This window comes from Promicromonospora noduliphila (assembly GCF_056951025.1).
In genome coordinates this window covers 5681260-5702057 of the sequence record NZ_CM167806.1, presented here as the reverse complement: position 1 = coordinate 5702057, position 20798 = coordinate 5681260, and the positions used below count along the sequence as shown (strand labels likewise).

The 20798-nt window shown below is 72.0% G+C and carries 21 protein-coding genes and 1 tRNA gene; 12 read left to right on the top strand and 10 right to left on the bottom strand.

All coding sequences use genetic code 11. The features are described from left to right. Window positions 1–42: 42 nt before the first annotated feature. Window positions 43–810, bottom strand: a complete 768-nt coding sequence (locus AC0QU1_RS24890) for a hypothetical protein (RefSeq protein ID WP_483573267.1) — start codon at window positions 808–810, stop codon at window positions 43–45. A 273-nt stretch (window positions 811–1083) separates the two neighbouring features. Between AC0QU1_RS24890 and AC0QU1_RS24885 the strand changes: the two genes are divergently transcribed. Continuing rightward, window positions 1084–4551 carry a sigma-70 family RNA polymerase sigma factor gene (locus tag AC0QU1_RS24885; RefSeq protein WP_483573265.1) on the top strand — a complete coding sequence of 1156 codons (3468 nt, stop codon included), beginning with the start codon at window positions 1084–1086 and terminating at the stop codon, window positions 4549–4551. Between the two features lie 68 nt (window positions 4552–4619). On the opposite strand, the gene upp is transcribed toward AC0QU1_RS24885, so the two are convergent. Further along, window positions 4620–5255, bottom strand: coding sequence for a uracil phosphoribosyltransferase (gene upp / locus AC0QU1_RS24880; RefSeq protein WP_483573263.1), 636 nt, complete (start codon window positions 5253–5255; stop codon window positions 4620–4622). 126 nt (window positions 5256–5381) lie between these two features. Between upp and AC0QU1_RS24875 the strand changes: the two genes are divergently transcribed. After that, window positions 5382–5816 (top strand): nucleoside deaminase, encoded by a 435-nt coding sequence (locus AC0QU1_RS24875; protein WP_483576806.1) that lies wholly within the window; start codon window positions 5382–5384, stop codon window positions 5814–5816. A 9-nt stretch (window positions 5817–5825) separates the two neighbouring features. On the opposite strand, the gene AC0QU1_RS24870 is transcribed toward AC0QU1_RS24875, so the two are convergent. Together AC0QU1_RS24870 and AC0QU1_RS24865 are read right to left on the bottom strand one after the other, a co-directional pair. Next, a complete protein-coding gene (locus AC0QU1_RS24870) occupies window positions 5826–6461 on the bottom strand; it encodes a hypothetical protein (protein ID WP_483573261.1) in 636 nt (211 codons plus the stop codon). Continuing rightward, window positions 6461–7597 carry an L-histidine N(alpha)-methyltransferase gene (locus AC0QU1_RS24865; protein ID WP_483573259.1) on the bottom strand — a complete coding sequence of 379 codons (1137 nt, stop codon included), beginning with the start codon at window positions 7595–7597 and terminating at the stop codon, window positions 6461–6463. Before AC0QU1_RS24865 ends, AC0QU1_RS24870 begins: the two co-directional genes overlap by 1 nt. A gap of 175 nt (window positions 7598–7772) precedes the next feature. Between AC0QU1_RS24865 and AC0QU1_RS24860 the strand changes: the two genes are divergently transcribed. Further along, a complete protein-coding gene (locus AC0QU1_RS24860; RefSeq protein ID WP_483576805.1) occupies window positions 7773–8582 on the top strand; it encodes an NAD-dependent protein deacetylase in 810 nt (269 codons plus the stop codon). A 76-nt stretch (window positions 8583–8658) separates the two neighbouring features. Here the strand turns inward: AC0QU1_RS24860 and AC0QU1_RS24855 are convergent, their stop codons facing one another. Then, complete coding sequence (locus AC0QU1_RS24855; protein WP_483573258.1) at window positions 8659–9615, bottom strand: transglutaminase-like domain-containing protein; 957 nt, start codon at window positions 9613–9615, stop codon at window positions 8659–8661. Window positions 9616–9874: 259 nt separating this feature from the next. Between AC0QU1_RS24855 and AC0QU1_RS24850 the strand changes: the two genes are divergently transcribed. From AC0QU1_RS24850 to AC0QU1_RS24835, 4 genes are all read left to right on the top strand, one after another. After that, window positions 9875–11077, top strand: a complete 1203-nt coding sequence (locus AC0QU1_RS24850) for an arabinan endo-1,5-alpha-L-arabinosidase (RefSeq protein WP_483573256.1) — start codon at window positions 9875–9877, stop codon at window positions 11075–11077. A gap of 247 nt (window positions 11078–11324) precedes the next feature. Beyond that, a tRNA-Ser gene (locus AC0QU1_RS24845) sits at window positions 11325–11411 on the top strand. A gap of 138 nt (window positions 11412–11549) precedes the next feature. Then, a complete protein-coding gene (locus tag AC0QU1_RS24840) occupies window positions 11550–11816 on the top strand; it encodes a hypothetical protein (RefSeq protein ID WP_483573254.1) in 267 nt (88 codons plus the stop codon). Then, window positions 11813–12124, top strand: coding sequence for a type II toxin-antitoxin system PemK/MazF family toxin (locus tag AC0QU1_RS24835; protein WP_483573252.1), 312 nt, complete (start codon window positions 11813–11815; stop codon window positions 12122–12124). Before AC0QU1_RS24840 ends, AC0QU1_RS24835 begins: the two co-directional genes overlap by 4 nt. Before the next feature lie 15 nt (window positions 12125–12139). On the opposite strand, the gene AC0QU1_RS24830 is transcribed toward AC0QU1_RS24835, so the two are convergent. After that, window positions 12140–12535, bottom strand: coding sequence for an alpha/beta hydrolase (locus AC0QU1_RS24830; RefSeq protein WP_483573251.1), 396 nt, complete (start codon window positions 12533–12535; stop codon window positions 12140–12142). A gap of 62 nt (window positions 12536–12597) precedes the next feature. Here AC0QU1_RS24830 and AC0QU1_RS24825 point away from each other — a divergent pair, with 62 nt between their 5' ends. From AC0QU1_RS24825 to AC0QU1_RS24815, 3 genes are all read left to right on the top strand, one after another. Further along, window positions 12598–13050 carry an NUDIX hydrolase gene (locus tag AC0QU1_RS24825; protein ID WP_483573250.1) on the top strand — a complete coding sequence of 151 codons (453 nt, stop codon included), beginning with the start codon at window positions 12598–12600 and terminating at the stop codon, window positions 13048–13050. A gap of 396 nt (window positions 13051–13446) precedes the next feature. Beyond that, the gene (locus AC0QU1_RS24820; protein WP_483573248.1) at window positions 13447–13863 is read left to right on the top strand and encodes a hypothetical protein; all 417 of its coding nucleotides are present in this window, start codon (window positions 13447–13449) and stop codon (window positions 13861–13863) included. A 154-nt stretch (window positions 13864–14017) separates the two neighbouring features. Further along, window positions 14018–14425 (top strand): carboxymuconolactone decarboxylase family protein, encoded by a 408-nt coding sequence (locus tag AC0QU1_RS24815; RefSeq protein ID WP_483573247.1) that lies wholly within the window; start codon window positions 14018–14020, stop codon window positions 14423–14425. A 29-nt stretch (window positions 14426–14454) separates the two neighbouring features. Here the strand turns inward: AC0QU1_RS24815 and AC0QU1_RS24810 are convergent, their stop codons facing one another. Beyond that, window positions 14455–14835, bottom strand: a complete 381-nt coding sequence (locus AC0QU1_RS24810) for a winged helix-turn-helix transcriptional regulator (RefSeq protein ID WP_483573245.1) — start codon at window positions 14833–14835, stop codon at window positions 14455–14457. A 122-nt stretch (window positions 14836–14957) separates the two neighbouring features. On the opposite strand from AC0QU1_RS24810, the gene AC0QU1_RS24805 reads away from it, so the two are divergent. Both AC0QU1_RS24805 and AC0QU1_RS24800 read left to right on the top strand, forming a co-directional pair. Next, entirely contained in the window at window positions 14958–15890 is a 933-nt protein-coding gene (locus AC0QU1_RS24805) for an NAD(P)-dependent oxidoreductase (RefSeq protein ID WP_483573243.1), read from the top strand. Further along, window positions 15887–16786 carry an NAD(P)-dependent oxidoreductase gene (locus AC0QU1_RS24800; RefSeq protein ID WP_483573241.1) on the top strand — a complete coding sequence of 300 codons (900 nt, stop codon included), beginning with the start codon at window positions 15887–15889 and terminating at the stop codon, window positions 16784–16786. Before AC0QU1_RS24805 ends, AC0QU1_RS24800 begins: the two co-directional genes overlap by 4 nt. A gap of 32 nt (window positions 16787–16818) precedes the next feature. Here AC0QU1_RS24800 and AC0QU1_RS24795 read toward each other — a convergent pair whose 3' ends face one another. The 3 genes from AC0QU1_RS24795 to AC0QU1_RS24785 all read right to left on the bottom strand — a co-directional run bounded on the left by AC0QU1_RS24795 (window position 16819) and on the right by AC0QU1_RS24785 (window position 20765). Beyond that, the gene (locus tag AC0QU1_RS24795) at window positions 16819–18330 is read right to left on the bottom strand and encodes a GDSL-type esterase/lipase family protein (protein WP_483573240.1); all 1512 of its coding nucleotides are present in this window, start codon (window positions 18328–18330) and stop codon (window positions 16819–16821) included. Between the two features lies 1 nt (window position 18331). After that, window positions 18332–19558 carry a glycosyltransferase gene (locus AC0QU1_RS24790; protein ID WP_483616333.1) on the bottom strand — a complete coding sequence of 409 codons (1227 nt, stop codon included), beginning with the start codon at window positions 19556–19558 and terminating at the stop codon, window positions 18332–18334. Window positions 19559–19619: 61 nt separating this feature from the next. Beyond that, the gene (locus AC0QU1_RS24785) at window positions 19620–20765 is read right to left on the bottom strand and encodes a glycosyltransferase family 4 protein (protein WP_483573238.1); all 1146 of its coding nucleotides are present in this window, start codon (window positions 20763–20765) and stop codon (window positions 19620–19622) included. Between the last annotated feature and the right edge of the window lie 33 nt (window positions 20766–20798).

Sequence of the window (20798 nt, the reverse complement as noted above, 5' to 3'; positions counted from 1 at the left end):
AAGCGCCGCGCGGGACCGGTCCTCCGCGCGGCACAGGGCTGTTCAGCGGGCCAGGTGGTCCAGCAGCAGCAGCGCGTCGGCGTGCGTACTCGGCAGCCGCTCCACCCAGACGCGGGTGGGGCGGCGCACCTCTGTGGTGAGCCCGAGCACCTCGGCGTTGCGCTCGACGACGCGGCGCAGCGACTGGCCGAGCTCCGCGGTCGACGGACCGCGCTCGCACAGCACCACGAACGTGCCGTCGCCGACGGCCGCCATGGGATGGCCCTCGCCGAACACCTGGTGCAGGGTGCGCCCGATGGCCGCGGAGCGCGCTAGGCGCTGCCACGTGTCGAGGCTGTCGAGGCCGACGTCGAGCACGAGCAGGCAGTGCGAGGTACCGGCGGCGGTGCCGGTGCGCTGCGCCGTGCCGTAGGTCTCGCGTAGCCGCTCGCCCAGGTACTCGCCGGTGGGCAGGCCGGTGGAGGGGTCGCGCGTGGCCACCTGGTAGGGCACGCGCTCGCGCTCCCCGACCCAGCCGATCGCGGCGGCGCGCAGCGCGCCGACGTCCGTGGGGCGCCCGAACGCGGCGTAGAGGCACGCGACGTCGTCCAGCGCCTCGGTGATGCCGGCGCCGACGCTGGCCCGGGCCGCTCCCAGTCGCTCAGCGGGTGCGATGACACCCCGCCCTTCCGCCAGCGCCTCGGCCAGTGCCTCTACGGCCGGGTGCTCCCAGTCGTTCGGCCGGATCCATACCGAGGCCAGACTCGTAGCGCGCCACCGCTCGCGCAGGTCGTGCACACGCACCTGCACCTCCTGCTGTGACTCGCTCATGATGAAAGGACCCTCACGGGCACTCATCATGACGCACCTTCGGCGGTGATGTACCGCACTTCACCCGAACCTCACCCCGGAATGTTTATTTTCCACCCCCTGAATCCGCGGCGTGCCTCTATAGTCTTGGGCAGGACGGCGACAGGCCGGGGCCGACGTGACGACCGCGAGAGTCGGGTAGACGTGAGGCAAGTCGAGAGCAGCACAGGGGGAACCCCCAGCGACGCGGAACTGATCTTGCAGGTCAGGTCGGGTGACCGCGACGCTTTTGGCGTGCTCTACGAGCGCCATGCCGGGGCGGCGCGGGCGCTCGCCCGGCAGTACGTCTCGCCGGCCGACGCCGACGACGTGGTCGGCGACGCCTTCAGCAAGCTGTTCGAGATGCTCCGCCGCGGGGCCGGGCCGGACGCCGGGTTCCGCACCTACCTGTACACGATGGTCCGCCACCGGTCGTTCGACGTGTCGCGCGGCGCCGCGCGCACGCGTCCCAGTACGGACGACGAGATCGAGTCGGTGCTGGGCCGGGTCGCCTCCCAGGAGGACCCGGCGCTGGCCGGCTTCGAGCAGAGCGTGGTCTCCAAGGCCTACTTCAACCTCCCGGAGCGCTGGCGCGAGGTCCTCTGGTACGTGCTGGTCGACGACCTGAAGCCGGCCCAGGTCGCGCCCGTGCTGGGCCTCAGCCCGAACGGCGTCTCCGCGCTGCTCTACCGGGCCAAGGAGGCGCTGCGGGCCGGATACCTCCAGCAGCACCTGACCCACGCGCCGTCGGACACGTGCCGGACCGTGAACCCGCTGCTGGGCGGGTACGTGCGCGACAGCCTGTCCAAGCGCGAGACCGCGAAGATCGACAGCCACCTCGCCACCTGCGGCACGTGCAGCGCCCTGGTGCTGGAGCTCCACGACGTCGCGCACGGCATGAAGACCGTGATCGCCCCGCTGGTGCTCGGCGCGGGCGGGCTGGCCCTGGTGGGCGCCGGTGCGCCGATCGGCGGCCTGGCCGTCGCCGCCAAGGCCGGCGCCGGCGCCGCCGTCGGCGGTGCGCCGACGGTGGGGGTCGGGGCCGCGTCGACCGGAACGTTCTCCGGGGCGATGTCGTCGGCGGTCTCGGCGACCGCTGGTGCCTTCGCCTCAGCGGCCGCCGCCGCGACGGGCGGCAGCATGGCCGCGGGCGCGATCGCCGTCGCGGCGGTCGGCGTGGTCGCGGCGCTGCAGATCGCCGGGCCGACCGACGGCCCCGGCCTGCCGACCGACACGGTGATCGCCACGAGCGAGGGCCGCGAGCTGCCGCCGGGCGCCACCACCGAGGAGATCCAGGACGAGCCGGTCCTGCCGACCGACGTCGAGCCCAGCGGGAAGACGTACCTCGTCGTCGACTACACCGACGCCTCGCAGCCGCTGCTGCCCCGGCAGGCCCAGGATCTGTCGCTCACGGTGGAGAACACCGGCACGACCGGGGCCACGGGTACCCAGCTCGAGATCACGCTCCCGAACGGGCTCACCGTCGCGGAGCAGGACGGGCCCTTCGGCACGGGAGTCGGCGGCCGCCTGGTGTCGAACCGTCTGGCGTCGAGCACGGAGGGTGCAGACGACGGCACCACGCCGACGCCGACCCCTGGGGCCACGCCGTCGTCGTCGGCCTCCGCCTCCGGCACGAACGAGGCCGCAACCGAGGGCACGAGCACGGGCGCCGACACCTCCGACACCGCGTCGGACGGCGAGACGCAGGCCGAGCCGAGCTCGTCGCCCAGCACCTCGGCCTCGACGGGTTCGATGCCCGCCGTCGGGCCCGCCGAGTGCACGCCGACCGAGCGGGAGAACGTCCTGATCTGCTCGCTCGGCGAGCTGGCGCCGGGGGCGAAGCACGAGGTAGTGGTGCCGGTGCAGGCCAACTCCGGCGGCGACTACCCGGTCGGCGCGGAGCTCTGGGCCGACGGCGTCGAGCGCTTCGCCGCCGACCTGCCCGCCCGCACCGTCGCGCCGTTCGGCCCCGAGCTGTCCGCGCAGACCGAGGACGTCTCGCTCTCCAGCCCCGGCAGCGCGTCGCTGCCGGTCCGCGTCGTCAGCACGGGCGACCGCGCGGTGGCGGCCGGCACCTGGTCCGTCGCGGTGAGCCTGCCCGACGGCGTCACGCCCGCCTCCACCCAGCCCGCCCTGTCCTGCGCGCCGGGCGAGGTGCTGAACGTCTGGCTCTGCACCCCGCACGCCGGGACGGATGCGGCGGCCGTGCAGCTCGACCCGGGCGGCACGGTCGACGTGCCGCTCAGCATCACCACGGCCGCGCCGTCGTCGGCCGAGGCCGCTGTGCTCGGCACCGCGAGCGTGCGCCCGGTCCTCGAAGGATCCGCGTACCCGGCCTACGCCACGCTGGTCGCGACGTCGGCCTGGGCCAACGCCGACGCCGGCGTGGGCAGCGTCGCGGCGGAGTGTCTCGCCGAGGGTGGCGTCAACAAGGCCGACGCCGCCGTGACCGGCACCTACACCAACACGACCCAGCGCACGGTGCGCGTCGGGCTCGAGGCGGCGGGGGGCCGGGCGTCGTCCGGCGACCTCCTGCCCGGCCAGTCCACCACGCTCATGGTCAACGACGGCCTGCGCGTGCCTGCGGGACAGGCGGTCTTCGTCCTGGCCACCGACGTGGACGGCCGCGAATACGAGACGCGCGTCCCCGCAGGCGAGCACGGGCGGATGGGCTGCTACAGGCCGTCGTGGACCACCGCCACGAGCGCGCGAACCTTCAACATGGGCGGCACGGTCGCGATCGAGGGCACGCTCACCAACCAGACGGACGAGTCGCTGACCGCCATGATGTCCGTGCCGATGGGTGACGGCACCCTCAAGTCCGTGAGCCGCGTGGTGGCGGCCGGTGGTTCCGCGGACTTCACGGTGGACACGAACCGCACGCAGGTGCCCGCCGGCAACGCCACCTTCCACCTCTCGCGGGATGGGGTGGACCCCGTCGACGACGATCTGCCCGACCGCGAGATCGTGCCGGACGCCAACCCGACCGCGTCCTACAACGCCGCGGTGATCCAGCCGGCGAAGGGTCCCACGACGATGTCGGCGGACTGCGTGTTCGACGCCGAGCAGGACCACTCGGTGCAGACGTTCGGGGTGATGGCGGACAACACGGCCTCGACTCTGCCCGTCAAGTTCCACGTGGGCGGTGTGACGAGGACTGTCCCGGCCGGGGAGTCCGCGCTGATCCAGTTCCCGGTGGTCTGGGGCACCGACACCGTGGCCCTGACGGCGGCTGACAAGGAGCTGGCGGTGCTGGACGTGCGGTTCGAGTCCTGCGCCCAGCTCACCTGGCCCGAGGAGCAAGTCTCGGTGACCACGGCGGCCACGTGCGTCGACAACACCGTGCAGCTCACCGCGGCCGTCGAGAACCGGACCGGCCGGGACTGGACCGGCGCGCTGATCTACACGAGCACCGGCGAGAAGGGCCCGGGGCAGACGGTCGGGGCCGGCACGACCACGCTCGTGCTCACGCGTCCGTTCCCGGCCAGCCCCGCGGGCGAGGTCACTGTGCAGCTGACGCGCGTGCTGGAAGGCCGCGCGGACACCGTGGAGGCCTCGTTCCCGGTCGCCAAGGAGATCTGCGGGGTCGAGGAGGACGAGGGGCAGGAGTGCGAGCCGACGCCGGAGCCGTCGGTGGCGTCGACGTTCGCCTCCTGGCTGCTGCCGTGGCAGCGGCCCGAGGAGTCCTGCGACGACCCGGACGACCCGAACACCCAGGCGTAGCGCCGGCCGTCGGTAGCGGGGCGGCCGGGTCAGACGACAGCACCGTCGTCCGGACTCAGCGCACCGGATCAGACGACCCCGTACAGCCGGTCCCCGGCATCGCCCAGGCCGGGCACGATGTACGCCTTCTCGTTGAGCCGCTCGTCCACGGCCGCGACCACGACGGACAGGTTCGCGCGGTCGCCCACGTGCTCCTCGAGCACCTGGATGCCCTCAGGGGCTGCCAGCAGGCAGACCGCCGTCACCTCGCGGGCGCCGCGCTCCAGCACGTAGTCGATGGCGGCGACCAGCGTGCCGCCCGTGGCGAGCATGGGGTCGATGAGGAACACGTGCCGGCCGGTGAGGTCGTCGGGCAGGCGGTTCGCGTACGTGACGGCCTTGAATGTCTCCTCGTCGCGGACGAGGCCGAGGAACCCGACCTCGGCGGTCGGCAGCAGGCGGCTCATGCCGTCCAGCATGCCGAGGCCCGCGCGCAGGATCGGCACGACGAGCGGCGGCGGCGACGCGAGGCGGGTGCCCGTCATCGTGGTGATCGGCGTCGTCACCTCGTGCGGCTCGGTCGCCATCTCGCGGGTGGCCTCGTAGGCCAGCAGCGTGACGAGCTCGTCGACGAGCAGCCGGAAGGTGGGGGAGTCCGTGGTCTCGTCCCGCAGGATGGTCAGCTTGTGGGCGACCAGGGGGTGATCGACGACATGAAGGCGCATGGAGCCAACGCTACCCGCCGACCACCGCTCACCAGGTTGTCGGACACACGGATCACTAGGGTGACCTGTGTGTCCGACACAACGAGCATGAGCGCCGCCGAACGCCGTGCGTACTGGGAGGCCTGGATGCGGGCCGCGCTCGACGAGGCCCGGCGTGCCCTCGACACCGGCGACGTGCCGGTCGGCGCCCTGGTGCTCGACGAGGCCGGGCGGCCGATCGGCGTCGGCCACAACGAGCGGGAGGCGACGGGTGACCCGACCGCCCATGCCGAGGTGCTCGCGATGCGGGCCGCCGCCGCCGCGCGCGGCGAGTGGCGGCTGTCCGGCTGCACGCTCGTGGTGACCCTGGAACCGTGCCCGATGTGCGCGGGCGCGCTCGTGCAGGCGCGGGTGCGGCGGCTGGTGCTCGGCGCGTGGGACCCGAAGGCCGGGGCCACGGGTTCGGTGTGGGACCTGGTGCGCGACCAGCGTGCGCTGCACGAGGTCGAGGTGCTCGGCGGTGTTCGCGAGGACGAGTGCGGGGCCCTGCTTCGGGAGTTCTTCGAGGCCCGGCGGGGTTGAATCACGCCGCTAGACCTCCGGCAGCGTCGAGTGGAGCTGGTCCAGCAGCGTGCGCAGGCGCAGCAGGTAGAGCCGCTCGTTCGCCAGGCTCGACATCGAGGCCCCCACGCCCTCGCCGTCCTGGTACTTCATGAGCATGAGCTCGAACTCCGTGAGGTCCCGGCGCCAGTTGTACCCCTGGACCCGCTCCCGCCAGCGGTGCAGCTTCTCCACCAGGGCACTGTCGGGTGCCCGGCTCAGGACGCCGGAGGCGAGCGCGGCGTCGACCGCCGACAGCGCCAGCCGCGGGCTGACCGAGAGGGCGCGCTCGCCCCCGGTTCGCAGCCCGGCGAGGCGGCCGTCGACGATGGCGCGGTTCTGCTGCAGCTCGCCGATCACCGAGGCGACCAGCTCCGAGCGGCGCTCCGTCTCGGCGTTCTGGCGCTCCACGACGAGCCCGGTGACACCCGCGAGCAGCGTCAGGGAGTTGACCCAGGGCTCCCACTCCGGACCGATGCCGAGGATCCACAGGATGCCGAGCACGAACGCGACGGCCAGGAGGGTGTAGGTGACCACGGCGACGGCGACGCGCCGCCGTCGGGCCCAGCGGCGGTTGGACCACGCCGCCGCGATCCGTCGCCGCAGCCGGCGCAGCCGTGCGCGCATCACTTCCACACGTCGAACGCGGGCAGCGGGGTGCGCACGTTGTCGTCGTGCGCCATGAGGCGCAGCTCGAGGCCGAACGGGCTGGGCCGCTGCGTGTGCCGGAAGCGTTCGCGCTGCACGTGGGTGGTCCGCAGGCCGGCGTCGGAGACGAGCCGGTCGATCCGCTCGGTCGTGTACTTGCGGGTCGTGTACAGCCGGATGGTGTCCTGCGGCTTGAGCTCGATCGGGCGGCTGCCCGGGATGAGCATCCGGATGGTCTCGCTGCTCACGTTCTGCCAGTAGACCTTCAGGAGGATGCTCTCGTCCTCGACCGACCCGGCGAACCGGATCTGCTCGAGGTCGATCTTGAGGTCGGTGTTGTAGCGGACGGCGCTCGCGACGAACTCCACGAACCCGCGGGTCTGGCGGTACTCGGCCTCCGCGGCGCGCACGGCCTCGTCGGTCAGGTGCTCCGTGGTGGCGAACTCGACGAGCATCCGGTCCTGCGGGCGGAGCACCCGCGCGATGCCGTTGAGGAACTCGCCGTCGTCGTCGAAGTTGGCCACCGTGTTGCCGACGAGCGAGTAGAGGATCGACTCGTCGCCCACGAGGCGGTCGAGGAACTGCTTGAGCTCCTCGAGGTTGCCGTCGAGGGAGAGGTCGATCTGCAGGCCCAGGGAGCGGTCCAGCGGAAAGTGCGCCTCCCGGACCGCGGTGCGGGAGCCGGTCCGGAGCATCTCTGCGCTCATGTCGACGGGGATGTAGAGCATCGACGGGTGGGCCTGCCGCATCGTCTCCAGGAACATCCCGTCCTTGGCGCCGGTCCCGACGCCGAGGCTGACCAGGTGCACGCACTCGTCCGTGACCAGCGGGGAGATGCTGCGCCACTGCCTGCGGAACATCTCGGTGCCGACCTTGATCACCATGTAGGTCGGGTCGTTCGAGGCGTTGGACCAGGCGATCGTGGGGCCGATGCCCCAGTAGGCGTACCCGGACGGGACGCGCTTGCCGTCGCCGGAGGTCGAGTGGCCGTCGTCGAGGTACTGGGCGAGGGTCGCGAGCTTGTCCGACTGGTCCTCGCCGACCAGCGTCACGGACCAGCCGAAGTCGTCGCGCGCCAGGGTGCTGTCGATCCTTGAGATAGCCGAGTCGCCCACGCCGTCCCCTCACGCTCCGGTCCAAAGAAACCCCAGGTTAGCGGGATGCGCCGCAGTGCGAAACGGAACACACACCGGCGACGGCGGGCTGCTCGCGGCATACCCTCGTAGGGTGTTCCCTCAAGCTCGACCCACCACCTGGCAGCCCGAACCCGTCGAGGTCGCCCGCACCACCGTGGACGACGCCGTCGCCGTGCTCACCAACCAGCGGATCACCGCGCTCACGGGCGCCGGGATCTCGACCGACTCCGGCATCCCCGACTACCGCGGCCCCGACTCCCCGCCGCGCAGCCCGATGACCTACCAGCAGTTCGTGGGGGACGAGGAGTTCCGCAGGCACTACTGGGCCCGCAACCACGTGGGCTGGAAGCACGTGCACCGCACCGAGCCGAACCGGGGGCACCGCGCGCTCGTCCGGCTCGAGGAGCGCAGCATCCTCGCGGGGATCATCACCCAGAACGTGGACCTGCTGCACGAGGACGCCGGCTCCCGGAACGTCATCGACCTGCACGGCCGCTACGACCGCGTGATCTGCCTGTCCTGCGGCCGGGTGATCTCCCGCGCGCACCTCGCCGAGCGGCTCGACGCGCTCAACCCGGGCTTCCTCGAGTCCGTCGGCGACGTCGCGGACATCGAGATAGCGCCCGACGCCGATGCCGTCATCGAGTCCACCGCGCACTTTCGGCCGGCGCCGTGCGAGTTCTGCGGGGGCGTGCTCAAGCCGGAGATCGTCTACTTCGGCGAGAACGTGCCGCGTGAGCGGGTGGAGCGGGCGTTCGCGCTGGTCGACTCCGCCGACGCACTGCTCGTCGCCGGCTCCTCGCTGACGGTGATGAGCGGCCTGCGGTTCGTGCGGCACGCGGCCGACGCCGGCAAGCCGGTGGTGATCGTGAACCGCGGCATCACCCGGGGTGACAAGTACGCGACCGTGAAGATCGACGGCGGCACGAGCGACGTCCTGGAGGAGCTGGCGCGGCGCCTCTGACCCTTCGGGCCTCAGCTCGGGGCCGACGGCGGGCCGCGAGCTCCCAGCGGACTGCGAGTCCTCAGTGGGCGAGTCCTCAGTGGGCCGAGAGGTCCGTCACGCCCTCGTGGCCCGTGGGCGAGAGCGTCAGCACGCGCTCGCCCGGGTGCAGCCGCACGTCCTCGCGGTAGAGCTCCGCGAGCTGGTCAGCCGCCTCGTCGTCCCCGGCGTCGGCGGCGACGAGCAGGTAGGCGAGCTCGTCGGCGACGGCGTCGAACTCGGCGTCGGACATGTCGGCGCCCGGCAGGCCGGCGTCCCGGACCCAGGCCGCCGCCTGGCCGCCGGCGGCCTCGCGGACGTACCGCGTGCCCAGCTCAGGCCCCCACAGGTCCCAGAGCAGCAGCTCGTCGCGGTGCCGGTGCGCCACCTCGTACAGCACGTAGTAGCGCACGAAGTCCTTGCCGCTCAGGTCGGGCAGGTCCGGCCCGACGCCGAAGGTCGCCGGGTCGGCCGTGCCCGCACGGATCGCGAGCCACGCCTCGGCGGCCGTGACGAACGGTGACCCCGGCCCGGTGGGCAGGTCGTGCACGTCGAAGTCGAAGTCCTTCTGGTCGAGCTCCGAGTCGAACCGCACCCAGCGGTCGCCGTCCCAGCGCTCGCCGACCACGTGGTCGGCGTTCCAGCCCGGCGTGAAGTACGTGGCGAAGCCGATCCGGGACCGCGCGGGGACGCCGTGCGTGCGCAGCACGCCGAGCGCGAGGAGGGTGTGGTCGCGGCAGCAGCCCGCCACCTGCTGCGCCCGCGTGCGCGGCCCGTCGAGCGGCGCCCGCATCTCCGCGGCGTCCAGGATCGAGGTCAGCCAGCGCCGGTCCGGGTCGGTCTTCTGCGCCTCGGTGAGTTGCGGGCCACCGGCCCGGTAGTGCACGACGGCGGAGCAGACGAACCGGTGCAGGTCTTCCGGGTCGGTGCTCAGCTCACTGAAATATCCTGCGTGGGTTCCGGGGTTCGAGTACGGACTGTGGTCCGAGTAGTCGAAGAGCGTGGGCGCGGGCATCGGTGTCCTCCCGTCGGCGGTGTCGGCACACTACCTCGCAATTCGCGTCGCCGAACAGCCCATTGGCGAACCGTGGCCCGAGGCCTGCCGGGTGCCGCGGCGGCACGGCTCCAGCCTGCCCCTTGACGTGCCAATTCGCCCACCTCCACACTGTTCTACAACCTTGTAGAAGCCGGAGCGACGGTGGTTCGGCCTGGGATGTGAGCGCTCACAACCCGGGCGCCCCCTCGCGGTCGGCGCGTACCGGACGGAGGCAACGATGCACCAGTTCCGAGCACGATCCATCCGCAGCATTCTTGACGCCCGCGGGATCTCCGGCGCCGGCGGTCCTGGCGGCGCCAGCGGCGCCCGCAGGGCCTCCGCTACTAGCGGTCCTCTCGCCGCTCACGGCACCCGGCCGACCCGGCGCCGGCGGGCGATGGTGGCCCTGCTCGTCGTCGCGGGCCTCGCGGTGACCCCGGCGGCGTCGGGCAACCTGACCGCGACGGCCGCCCCGGCGTCGTCGGGCAAACTCACGGCGCTGGACACCGCAACGGGCGCTGCCGTGACGGGCACGGCGGCGGTGCCCGCCGCCCTGGCCGACTACCCGAACCCGGGTGTCGTCACGGGCAGCGTCAGCGTGCACGACCCGGAGGTCGCCAAGTCGCCGAGCGGCACCTACCTGCTCGCCCACACGGGCGAGGGGATCACCCTGAAGACCTCGACGGACCGCACCCGGTGGAACGACGCGGGGGCTGTGTTCCCGAACGGCGCCTTGTGGACGCACGCGTACACGAACGGCAGCAACCATCTCTGGGCGCCGGACCTCACCTACGTCAACGGCCGCTACTACCTCTACTACTCGGCCTCCACGTTCGGCTCAAACCACTCGGGTATCTTCCTCGCCACGAGCACGACGGGCGCGCAAGGGTCGTGGACCAACCAGGGCCTGGTCATCGAGTCCAACACGTCGGACAACTGGAACGCCATCGACCCGAACCTGGTCATCGACCAGTCCGGACGCTGGCGGCTGAGCTTCGGCTCGTTCTGGTCGGGCATCAAGATGATCGACCTCGACCCCGCGACGGGCAAGCGGTCGGGGACGGCGTTCCGGAGCATCGCCGGGCGGGGCGGCGGCGCCATCGAGGCGCCGACCATCCACTACCGGAACGGGTACTACTACCTGTTCGTCTCGTTCGACACCTGCTGCCAGGGCGCGAACAGCACGTACCGCGTGATGGTGGGCCGGTCGACGTCGGTCACCGGACCCTACGTCGACCGCGCGGGGACCGCCCTGACCTCAGGCGGCGGCACCGAGATCCTGGCCGGCCACGGGAGCATCCACGGCCCGGGCCACCAGGCGGTGCTGCCCGACAGCGACGCCGACGCGATCTTCTACCACTACTACACCGACAGCGGGGCGTCCCGGCTGGGCATCAACCTGCTCGGCTACGACTCGGCGGGCTGGCCGTACGTGTACTGATCCGGGCTCGCGACGTAGGACCCGAGCGAAGTAGGTCTGAGCGAGAGGGGGCATTGGTAGCTGCACCGGATGCTGCTGTGGCCGTTGCTCCGGCCCTGTGTGCTGCGGCTTCGGCCGACCGCGGCGGGCTCGATTGCCGGACGGCGGGGTGCGACGTGAGACGCTCGCCACGGTCGGGTAACCGATTCGTGGAACCGGGGTCGGACCGGGTATTCTGCTACGGCCCGCTGCTGATGTGGTGGGCGAAGGTAGCGTGTCCGAGCGGCCTAAGGAGCACGCCTCGAAAGCGTGTGTGGGTGAAAGTCCACCGTGGGTTCAAATCCCACCGCTACCGCACCTTGAAGGCCCCCGACCGCAGAATCGTGCGGGTTCGGGGGCCTTCGTCATGCGAGCACCACGAGCCGCGTGATCAGGGTCAGCGTCGTTGGCGTCCGGGTTCCCAGGAGCCATGGAATGTGTCATTGTAGATCTCATGAGCGAGACAACGACCATCACCATTGCGCGCGCCACGAGGCAGCGGCTCGGACGCGTCACGTTCAACGGCAAGCCACTCAAGACGGCTGACGAGACCGTGGCCGCCCTCATCGAGGAGCACGAGCGCCGCCAGTTCTGGGAAGCGATGGACGCGATCGATCCCGACGAGTACGAGGCCCAGACCCGAGAAGAGGGCGCCTGGCCTACCGAGGGTGAGTACGCCGCCGAGGAGCAGATCATCCGGGCCCAGGAGACCACCGTGTGACCGTCCAGCGCGGTGACGTCATCTGGTTGTCCATGGACCCCACCGTGGGTCGCGAACAGGCGAAGCACCGACCCCACCTCGTGCTGTCCAACGCACGCCAGCACCGGGCCATGCGCCTGGCGATCGTGGTCCCCATGACCTCCACCGACAAGCCATGGCCGACCCGCGTCGAAGTAGAGCCAGGGTCCTACGCGATCTGCGAGCAACCTCGCACCGTCTCCCTGGAACGCGTCACCCGCCACGACGCCACGGGGCACGACACGAGCGCAGTCGCCGCCGTCATCCACACCCTCATCGATCCGGTATAGCCGGGTCTGACCGCGTCAGTCGGAGCTGGCAGGACGCCAGAGCCAACGCAGGGCGTCCGGCAGCAGCACACCGGCGTGGTTCGGGTTGTGTCCGCCGTCGCCGAGCGCAAGCCGGAAGTCGTAGCCGGCCTCGGCGAGAGCAGCGGCGACGCGCAGGTTCTCCGCCAGCCAGTTGCGCTCCGGCGCGTTCCAGTTCAGGTCGCGGTGACCGGCCTGCAGGATCCGCAGGGGCTTGCGCGGCGTCGTGGGGATGAGGGACGGGTAAGGATTGCCGCCGGGCATCTGGGCGAAGCTCGACAGGAAACACACTGCCCGTCGGAAGCGATCCGGGTAGTGCCAGGCCGCGGTGAACGTGCAGTTCCCACCGCTGCTCCCGCCGACGATGCCCCAACGCTCCGGGTCCTCGCTCACGGTGAACCGTCGGCTGCACGAGACAAGACTAGGGTCACGCCCGCCCCCCTAGGGTTGGAGCCATGTCTGAGGCGAAGCCCAGAGTTGCCGCCGACCTCCGTGACGCTGTCGGCGAAGCCAAGCCGGCCATCGCCGCGGCGGTCGTCGTTCAGGACGGGCGTCTCGTCCTGGTCCGGCGCCGCGTCTCGGAGGGCTCGCTGTCCTGGCAGTTCCCGGCCGGCGCCGTCGAGCAGGATGAGACCTTCGAGCAAGCAGCGGTGCGAGAAACGGCTGAAGAGACTGGGCTCACCGTCGAGGCCGTCGAGATGCTGGGGGAGCGCGTCCACCCGAGCACGGGGCGGCGGATGGGCTACGTGGCGTGCACCGTCAAAGCCGGAACCGCCCACGTCGCGGACATCGACGAGCTCACCGACCTTGCATGGGTCGCTCTCGACAAGCTCAGCGACTACGTGCCGCACGGCTTTGCGCCGGTGGTGCAGGACTACTTGAGGTCCCGCCCGGACGGCAGCCAGTGAACCCCCGCGCCGCAACCCTCGCCGGCAGCCACAACAACCAGGACCGCCACGTGCTCGGAGACGGGTTCGCCATCGTGCTCGACGGCGCCACTTCGGTCGCCGGTGACCGTTCACACGATCCCGGCTGGTACGCCGGGCAACTCGGCGAAGCTCTCCGCGTCGCCCTGACCACGGACCCAGCCCAGCCGATCGCGGAAGCCGTGGCACAGGCCATCGCCGAGGTCCGCGACACCCACGGGCTGATCGCCGAGACCGCGCCCACCAGCACCGTTGCCGTCGTCCGCTGGGACGAAGCGCGCATCGAAACCCTACGTCCTTGGCGACAGCGTTGCCGTCCTGATCGGTGCCGACGGCACCGAGGCCGTTCACACGGACTCGCGCATCGATCAGGTCGCCGTGGCGGAGCGCACGCGGTACCGCGACCGCCTGGCCGCCGGCCACGGGTATGACGGCGAGCACCGCGCCGCGCTGATCCAGCTTCAGGCCGAGCAGGCTCGACGGCGGAACACGGCGGGCGGCTTCTGGATCGCGGGCGTGGAGCCCGAGGCCGCGTGGCACGGCCTCACGAGTACGACGGACCGCGCCGGCGTCGTCGGCGTGCTGCTGGCGAGCGATGGCGTCGAGCTGGAGCGCTACGCTACGGGCGCCACCTGGACGACGATCCATCGTGACGCTGCCGCGCAGGGTCCGGCCGCTGTGCTCGCCCGGATCCACGACGCCGAGGAGGCCGACCCGGACGGCCGTCGATGGCCCCGAGCCAAGTGCCATGACGACAAGACTCTGGTTGTGCTGACCGCAACCGACCCTGCTTGACCGTCCGAAGGTCCTGACCTGCGCATATATCACCAGGGTGGTATTGCGCCCCCAACCCGCCGTCGGCTGGACTGGGAGCGCGCCCACCGGCGCACAGCTCCTGCCCGTCGAACGAGCCTCCGTCACCCATGTCGGCAGCTCAGAAGGAGAAACGATGACCGAGAACGAGACGTCACGCGCGGAGCGGTTCGCATCCGGCAAGGCGGTTCTCGATTCCATTCACGACGACCCCGGCCACAACGTGATCGACTCGCTGGCCGACATCGCCCCCGAGCTCGGGCACCAGATCGTCGCCTGGGGGTACGGGGACATCTACTCCCGGCCCGAGCTGGAACCGCAGCAGCGGCAGCTCGTGACCCTCGGCATACTCACCGCGCTCGGCGGCAGCGAGGCGCAGCTCGAGGTGCATGTCGGCGCGTCGCTCAACGTCGGGCTGACCCCGCAGCAGATCATCGAGGTCTTTCTGCACAGCTCCGTCTACTGCGGGTTCCCGCGCGCCCTGAACGCCGTCGGCGTCGCGAAGAAGGTCTTCACCGAGCGCGGGCTGATGCCGCTGTCCTGACCGGCACGGCCGCGCCCCGCCGCATCTCCTCAGGGCCGGGGGAGGGCAGCGGCGTCGCGATGCTCGACCAGCTCTGATCCCTCGCGCCGGATCCGAGCGACGCCCCAGGCCCCGAGCGGCGCGAGGGCGGCATTCAGCGTGCGGCCGTGCTCCGTGAGGGAGCACTCGACGCGGGGCGGCACCTCCGCGTACACCTGCCGGCGCACGAGCCCGTCCGCCTCCAGCTCGCGGAGGTGCTGGGTCAGCATCTTCTCGCTGACGCCGGGCAGGCCGCGGCGCAGCTCGGCGAACCGGCGCGTGCCGTGCTCGTCGAGCTCCCAGAGGATCAGGCCCTTCCACTTGCCGCTGACGACGTCGAGGGCCGCGTCGATGCCGCAGATGTAGGGGCCGGTGCGGGGTGCCTTCGCCATCGTGTGCTCTCCTGACGGGGTACTTACGAACAAGTAAGTACCCCAGTAAATAGTGGGTACTTCCACGATCGTACGTTCCGCGCCGAGCATGGGCAGGTACCCACTCACCGAGGAGATCCTTGATGACCGACCCCCAAGGCACCGGCGTGACGGTGCTGGGCCTGGGTGCGATGGGCAGCGCCCTCGCCACCACCCTGCTCGACGCCCGACACGACGTGACCGTCTGGAACCGCAGCCCCGGACGGTCCGCCGCCCTGAGCGCCCGGGGCGCCACGCCGGCGTCGTCGATCGCGGACGCCGTCACGGCCCACCCGCTGGTCATCGCCTGCCTGCTCGACCACGCCTCCGTGCACGAGACCCTCGACCCGGTCGTCGGCCTGATGCGGGGGAGCGCGCTGGTGAACCTGACCACCACCACGCCGAACGAGGCGCGCGAGCTCGCCACGTGGGCCACCGCGTACGGCGTCCGCTACCTCGACGGCGCGATCATGGCGACCCCGCCCATGATCGGCACCCCGGAGGCCGCGATCCTGTACAGCGGCTCCCGGGAGGTGTTCGACGCCGTCCGCCCGGTGGTCGACCGCTGGGGCACCAGCACCTACGACGGCGCCGACAGCGGCCTGGCCTCGCTCTTCGACCTGGCCATGCTCTCGGGCATGTACACGATGTTCGCCGGGTTCCTGCACGGCGCCGCGATGGCCGGTTCCGCAGGCATGACCGCCACCGAGTTCGCGGCGCGAGCCACCCCGTTCCTGAGCGCGATGACCGCTGCCTTCGCGCTCGACGCCCGCGTGATCGACGGCGGCGACTACAGCGTGGCCGGCCAGCAGAGCCTGGAGTTCTCCGACCTCAGCCACATCGTGCGCGCGAGCGAGGAGCAGGGCGTCGACCCGGCACCCGTCGCAGCGGTGCAGGAGCTGATCAGCCGGCAGATCGCCGCCGGGCACGGGGCCGAGGGCTTCGCCCGCATCTACGAGAGCCTGCGCGCGGACCGTGCCGAACGCGCCGCACTTGCCGCACCTGCCGGACCTGCCGACGAGGAGACCGTCCGATGAGCACACCCGTCACCCTGATCGGCCTCGGCCCGATGGGGCAGGCCATGGTCCACAGCCTGCTGCGCGCGGGCCACCAGGTCACCGTCTGGAACCGGACGCCGAGCCGCGCCGCCGACGTCGTCACCGCCGGCGCGAAGCTCGCCGCCACGCCCGCGGACGCCGTCGCGGCGAGCGAGCTCGTCATCCTCAGCCTCACCGACTACCAGGCGATGCACGACATCCTCGGCCCCGCGACGGAGTCGCTCGCGGGCCGCACCATCGTCAACCTGAGCTCGGACTCGCCGGACCGCACGCGCGAGGGAGCCGCTTGGGCGGCCGAGCACGGCGCGCGGTTCCTGACCGGCGGTGTGATGACACCGGCCCCGATGGTGGGCACCGAGGCGGCGTACGTCTACTACAGCGGCCCGGCCGAGGTGCTGGAGGCCCACCGCGAGCCGCTGGCCACGATCGGCGCGCCGCAGTACCTGGGCGAGGATCCCGGCCTGGCACAGCTCATGTATCAGGCCCACCTCGACGTGTTCCTCACCTCGCTCGCCTCGCTCCTGCACGCCGCCGCGCTGCTGGAGACCGGCGGGATCGGTGCGACGCGCGGGATACCCGAGCTGATACGAACCCTGGCCGAGATCCCGGACATGCTGAGCGTGGGTGAGAACGTCGGTGCGCAGATCGAGGCCGGTGAGCACCCCGGCCACCTGAGCACGGCGACGATGATGGGCGCGACCGCCGACCACATCGTCGCCGCCAGCGAGGCGGCCGGCGTGGACAGCGGCCTGCCCGCCGCGGTCCAGGCCTACTACACCTGGGTCCGTGAGCAGGGCCACGGAGGCGACAACTGGACGCGGATCATCGACGCCATGCGACCGCGGGGCGCGGGAGACGCCGCGTTGTCCGCCTGACGCCCTGCGCCCCCAGAACAGGTACCGGCCGGTCAGCTTCGGCCGATGCGGCGGCGGGGGTCCAAGCCCGAGTCGGCGAAGCTGGTCACCATGCCGCCCGGCTTGAACGCCCGCTCCGAACGCAGGTCGTGCACGACGGCGCGGAGCAGGCCGGGCAGGAAGTCTCGGCCCCTGCGCACGCACCATGGGAGCCCGGCCCGCACCAGCCAGACCACTCGCTGCCACACCGACGGCGGGTCGGGCGCGTCGGGGAGGCGGGCGGCAAGGGCGGCCATCCTGGCCTCGGCTGCGGCTCGTCTATTGGTTGTTGCTGGTCCGGTGCCAGCGGCAGCTCGTCCGTTGGCCGGGGCTCGTCCGTCAGCCGCTGCTGGTCCGGTGGCAGCCGCGGCTCGCCTGTTGGTTGCTGGTTCATTGCGAGCCGCAGCCAGTCCGTTGGCCGGGGCTCGCCCGTCGCCGGCCGGGGCTCGCCCGTCGGCGACCGCTCGTCCGTAGACGTCGTCGCGCGCCTCGCCGGAGACCGCGGCGGGTGCCTCTTGGGAGGTCGCACCGGTTGCCTCGCCGGAGACCGTGGCGGGTACCTCTTCGGAGGTCGCACCGGGTGCCTCGTGGGAGAGCACGGCCGAGTTGTGGACGACGTCGTACGCCGGATCCATGTCCGCCAGCGCCACCGCGACGGCCAGCGCCAGCCGCCGGTGCCCGGCCGGCGAGGGGTGCACCCGGTCGACGTGCCAGGCCTTGGCTCCGGCGGGAGCGATCGCCCGCACGGCATCGACGACGACGACCCGCCCGCGCGCCGAGTTCGGCCCATTGCCGTCGTCCGGCGCTGAAGTCGGTCCCTTGCCTTGAGATCGGTCCATTAATGGACCGATTTCAGTGCCACCGACCGAACTCGACGTCGGCCCGGTGCTAGGGGCCGAACTCGGCGCCGGCCCACCACCAGGGACCGAGCTCGGCACTGGCCCACCACCAGGCACCAACCCCGCCACCGACCCACCAGAGAACAATCTCACCGCCGGCCCCCCACCAGCGACCGAACCAGCCCCACCGTCCCCAGCCTCCGCCTCGCTGGCCCGCATGGTCGCCGCGACCTCCTCGACCGCCGCGTTGATCGCCGCGACCCGACGCCGCATCACCCGCCGCACCAGCTGCGGGGCGAGCTCGAAGAGGCCGATCACCGGCAGCCGCACGAGCACGACCGACGTCCCGGCGTCGACCAGCCTGCTGACGCAGTGGTGCAGGTCAGCGAGCGTGAGGCGGGCGTCGAAGTCGCTGCGGAGCACGTCGTTGCCGCCCACCAGCACGGTCGCGAGCTGCGGCCGCAGGGCGAGCGCCGCGTCGAGCTGGGTCTCCGCGACGTCGTGGGAGCGGGCGCCGTTGGTGGCGAGGTTGGTGAACTCGTCGACACCGAGCACCGCGGCCAGGTGTGCGGCCCAGCCGGCGCCGTGCACGGCGTCCAGGCCGACGGTGTCGCCGACCCCCACCGTGATCGAGTCGCCGAGGGCGACCATCCGGAAGCAACGCTCGCGTCCCGCCGGCGCCGTCATCTCACCGTCGCCCCACAGTGCCCACGTGGATCGGGGGCGTCGGGTCCTGGACCACCGGTGCGGGCGGTACGTGGTCGAGCCGGGCCAGGTCGGGGCCCACCGGGTCGGGCCGCAGGTCGAAGGCCCTGCGCGAGTGCAGCTCCAGCATCGCGTCGCCCGTGGCGCTCCACGGGAAGAGCTCGGCGCGGGCGCGGGCCGCCTTGCGCCGCTCCTGCGCGTCGCGGTCCAGCACCTCGTGCAGTGCCAGTGCGAGGGCCGCCGCGTCCGGTGCGGCCGCGGCGCCCGCCGTGCCGACGATCTCGGGCAGCGCGCTCGACGAGCTGCACACCACCGGCGTCCCGGACGCCAGCGCCTCCAGCGCGGCGAGCCCGAACGTCTCGATGGGCCCCGGCGCGATGACGACGTCGGCGCAGCTCAGCAGGGTTGCGAGCCGGTCGCGGTCCGGGATGAACGAGAGGAACCGGTGCGGCAGGCCGGCGGCCTCCGCCCGGCGCCGCATCTTCGGCAGGAGCGGCCCGGAGCCCGCCACGACGAGCCGCACGGCGCGCCCGTCCCGCACGAGCTGGGCGGCGGCGTCGATCGCGAGGTCCGGCCGCTTCTCCGCGGACTGGCGGCTCGCGAGCACGATCAGCGCGGTGCCGGGCGGCGCGTACTCGGCGCGCACCTCGTCCGAGTACCGGTCGGGCCGGAACTGCTCCAGGTCTGCCCCCAGCGGCACCCGGTACAGCGGCGGGAGCGCGACGCCCCGTGACCGGGCGGCGAGGCGCTCCACCTCGCCCGCCGCGAACTGGGTGGTGGCAACCAGCCGGTCGAACCGGGTCAGCGTCGCGAGGTTGTAGCGGTCGGCGAGGGCCGGCGTCGTCGCGGCACCGAACCCGGCCGCGCGTCCGCCCTCGGCCCCGCCGGGGAGCCAGGACCGCAGCACGCCGTCGACCCGCTCGTGCAGCATCATCAGCGACGGGACGCCCGCCTCGCTCGCCCAGTCGCCCAGGCCGGCGAGGGTGGTGCGGTCGCTCACCTCGAGGCGGTCGGGTGCCAGCGTCTCCAGCAGGCCGCGCATCTTGCCGGGCTGCACCACGGCGCGGTACCCGCCGGAGAACGGCACACGCGGCGCTGCCAGGTTGACCACCCGGACTCCGTCCACGAGCGATACCCCGTCCCGCTTGCCTGGCACGACGAGCACGGGTTCGTGCCCCCGGGACAAATACTGCCCGGCGATGGCGTGCATCGCAGTTCGGATGCCCCCTGAGCGGGGGGCGTAGAAGTTCGCGACGTGGACGATTCGCAAGTTATACCTCCGCTGAGCCGGCCTTCGCGTGCACCCGGATCGCGTCGTCGTAGTGCTCCATCAGCTCGGAGCAGATGTCGTGCCACGTCCGGCCCTCGGCGCGCTCACGCGCCGCGGTGCCGAAGGCTCGCCGCTTGCGCTCGTCGCCCACCAGGTCGATGACGCGTTCGCGGAGCGCCTCGTGGTCACCTGGAGAGTACAACCAGCCGTCGTGGGAGTGCCTGACGATGTCCAGCGGGCCGCCCGCCGCTGGCGCCACCACCGGGACACCGCTCGCGTGCGCCTCCTGCAGCGTCTGGCCGAAGGTCTCGAGCTCGCCCGGGTGCACGAACACGTCGAGGCTCGCCATGGCCCGCGCCAGCTCTGCACCACGCAGCAGCCCGGTGAAGTGCGCCGCGGGGAGGATCTGCCGCAGGGCGTCCCGCTCGGGCCCGTCGCCGACGATCACGAGGCGCACGCCCGGCAGGTTCTGCACCACGCGCAGCGCCTCCACCTGCTTCTCGGCGGCCAGGCGGCCCACGTAGCCCACGAGGATCTCGCGGCCGGCACCGACCTTGCGGCGCCACGCCTCGTCCCGGAACCGCGGGTGGAACGCCTCCGTGTCCACGCCCCGCCCCCACAGGCGCAGGTTGGGGATGCCGCGCTGCTCGAGCTGCTGGATGGTCGCGGTCGACGGCGCGAGCGTCATCGTCGCGCGCTCGTGGATGTCCTTGACCCGCTTCCACAGCAGCGGCTCGAAGTGGCCGAGGCCGTAGCGCGCCGCGTACCCGGGCACCTCGGTCTGGTAGACGGCGACGCTCGGCAGGCGCAGCCGCTCCGCTGCGAGGATGCCGCGCCAGCCGAGGATGAACGGCGAGGCGAGGTGGACGACGTCGGGCGCGAACGTGGCCAGCGTGCGCTCGGTGCGCCACTTCTTGCCGACGACGAGCCGCACGTCCGGGTAGCCGGGAAAGCCGATCGAGCCGAGCTCGACCACGGGCGCCCCGCTCACGAAGGGTGGGACATGACCGATCGAGGCGTCGGCGTCGGGCGCGAGGACCATCGCCTGGTCCCCCCGCTCATGCAGATGCTCGAGGACCCGCAGGACGGAATTCGTGACCCCGTTGACCTGCGGGAGGAAACTCTCCGCAACGATAGCTACTCGCACTCTACGAACCTGCCGGTCGTCTATGTCCGGACG

Excerpts from the sequence above, each read along its gene's own strand:
- upp (WP_483573263.1), bottom strand. The coding sequence starts at position 5,255 with ATGCGCCTTCATGTCGTCGATCACCCCCTGGTCGCCCACAAGCTGACC.
- AC0QU1_RS24810 (WP_483573245.1), bottom strand. The coding sequence starts at position 14,835 with ATGGCGAAGGCACCCCGCACCGGCCCCTACATCTGCGGCATCGACGCG.
- AC0QU1_RS24795 (WP_483573240.1), bottom strand. The coding sequence starts at position 18,330 with ATGACGGCGCCGGCGGGACGCGAGCGTTGCTTCCGGATGGTCGCCCTC.
- AC0QU1_RS24870 (WP_483573261.1), bottom strand. The coding sequence starts at position 6,461 with ATGCGCGCACGGCTGCGCCGGCTGCGGCGACGGATCGCGGCGGCGTGG.
- AC0QU1_RS24875 (WP_483576806.1), top strand. The coding sequence starts at position 5,382 with ATGCGGGCCGCGCTCGACGAGGCCCGGCGTGCCCTCGACACCGGCGAC.
- AC0QU1_RS24855 (WP_483573258.1), bottom strand. The coding sequence starts at position 9,615 with ATGCCCGCGCCCACGCTCTTCGACTACTCGGACCACAGTCCGTACTCG.
- AC0QU1_RS24850 (WP_483573256.1), top strand. The coding sequence starts at position 9,875 with ATGCACCAGTTCCGAGCACGATCCATCCGCAGCATTCTTGACGCCCGC.
- AC0QU1_RS24840 (WP_483573254.1), top strand. The coding sequence starts at position 11,550 with ATGAGCGAGACAACGACCATCACCATTGCGCGCGCCACGAGGCAGCGG.
- AC0QU1_RS24800 (WP_483573241.1), top strand. The coding sequence starts at position 15,887 with ATGAGCACACCCGTCACCCTGATCGGCCTCGGCCCGATGGGGCAGGCC.
- AC0QU1_RS24790 (WP_483616333.1), bottom strand. The coding sequence starts at position 19,558 with ATGCACGCCATCGCCGGGCAGTATTTGTCCCGGGGGCACGAACCCGTG.
- AC0QU1_RS24815 (WP_483573247.1), top strand. The coding sequence starts at position 14,018 with ATGACCGAGAACGAGACGTCACGCGCGGAGCGGTTCGCATCCGGCAAG.
- AC0QU1_RS24890 (WP_483573267.1), bottom strand. The coding sequence starts at position 810 with ATGAGCGAGTCACAGCAGGAGGTGCAGGTGCGTGTGCACGACCTGCGC.
- AC0QU1_RS24825 (WP_483573250.1), top strand. The coding sequence starts at position 12,598 with ATGTCTGAGGCGAAGCCCAGAGTTGCCGCCGACCTCCGTGACGCTGTC.
- AC0QU1_RS24805 (WP_483573243.1), top strand. The coding sequence starts at position 14,958 with ATGACCGACCCCCAAGGCACCGGCGTGACGGTGCTGGGCCTGGGTGCG.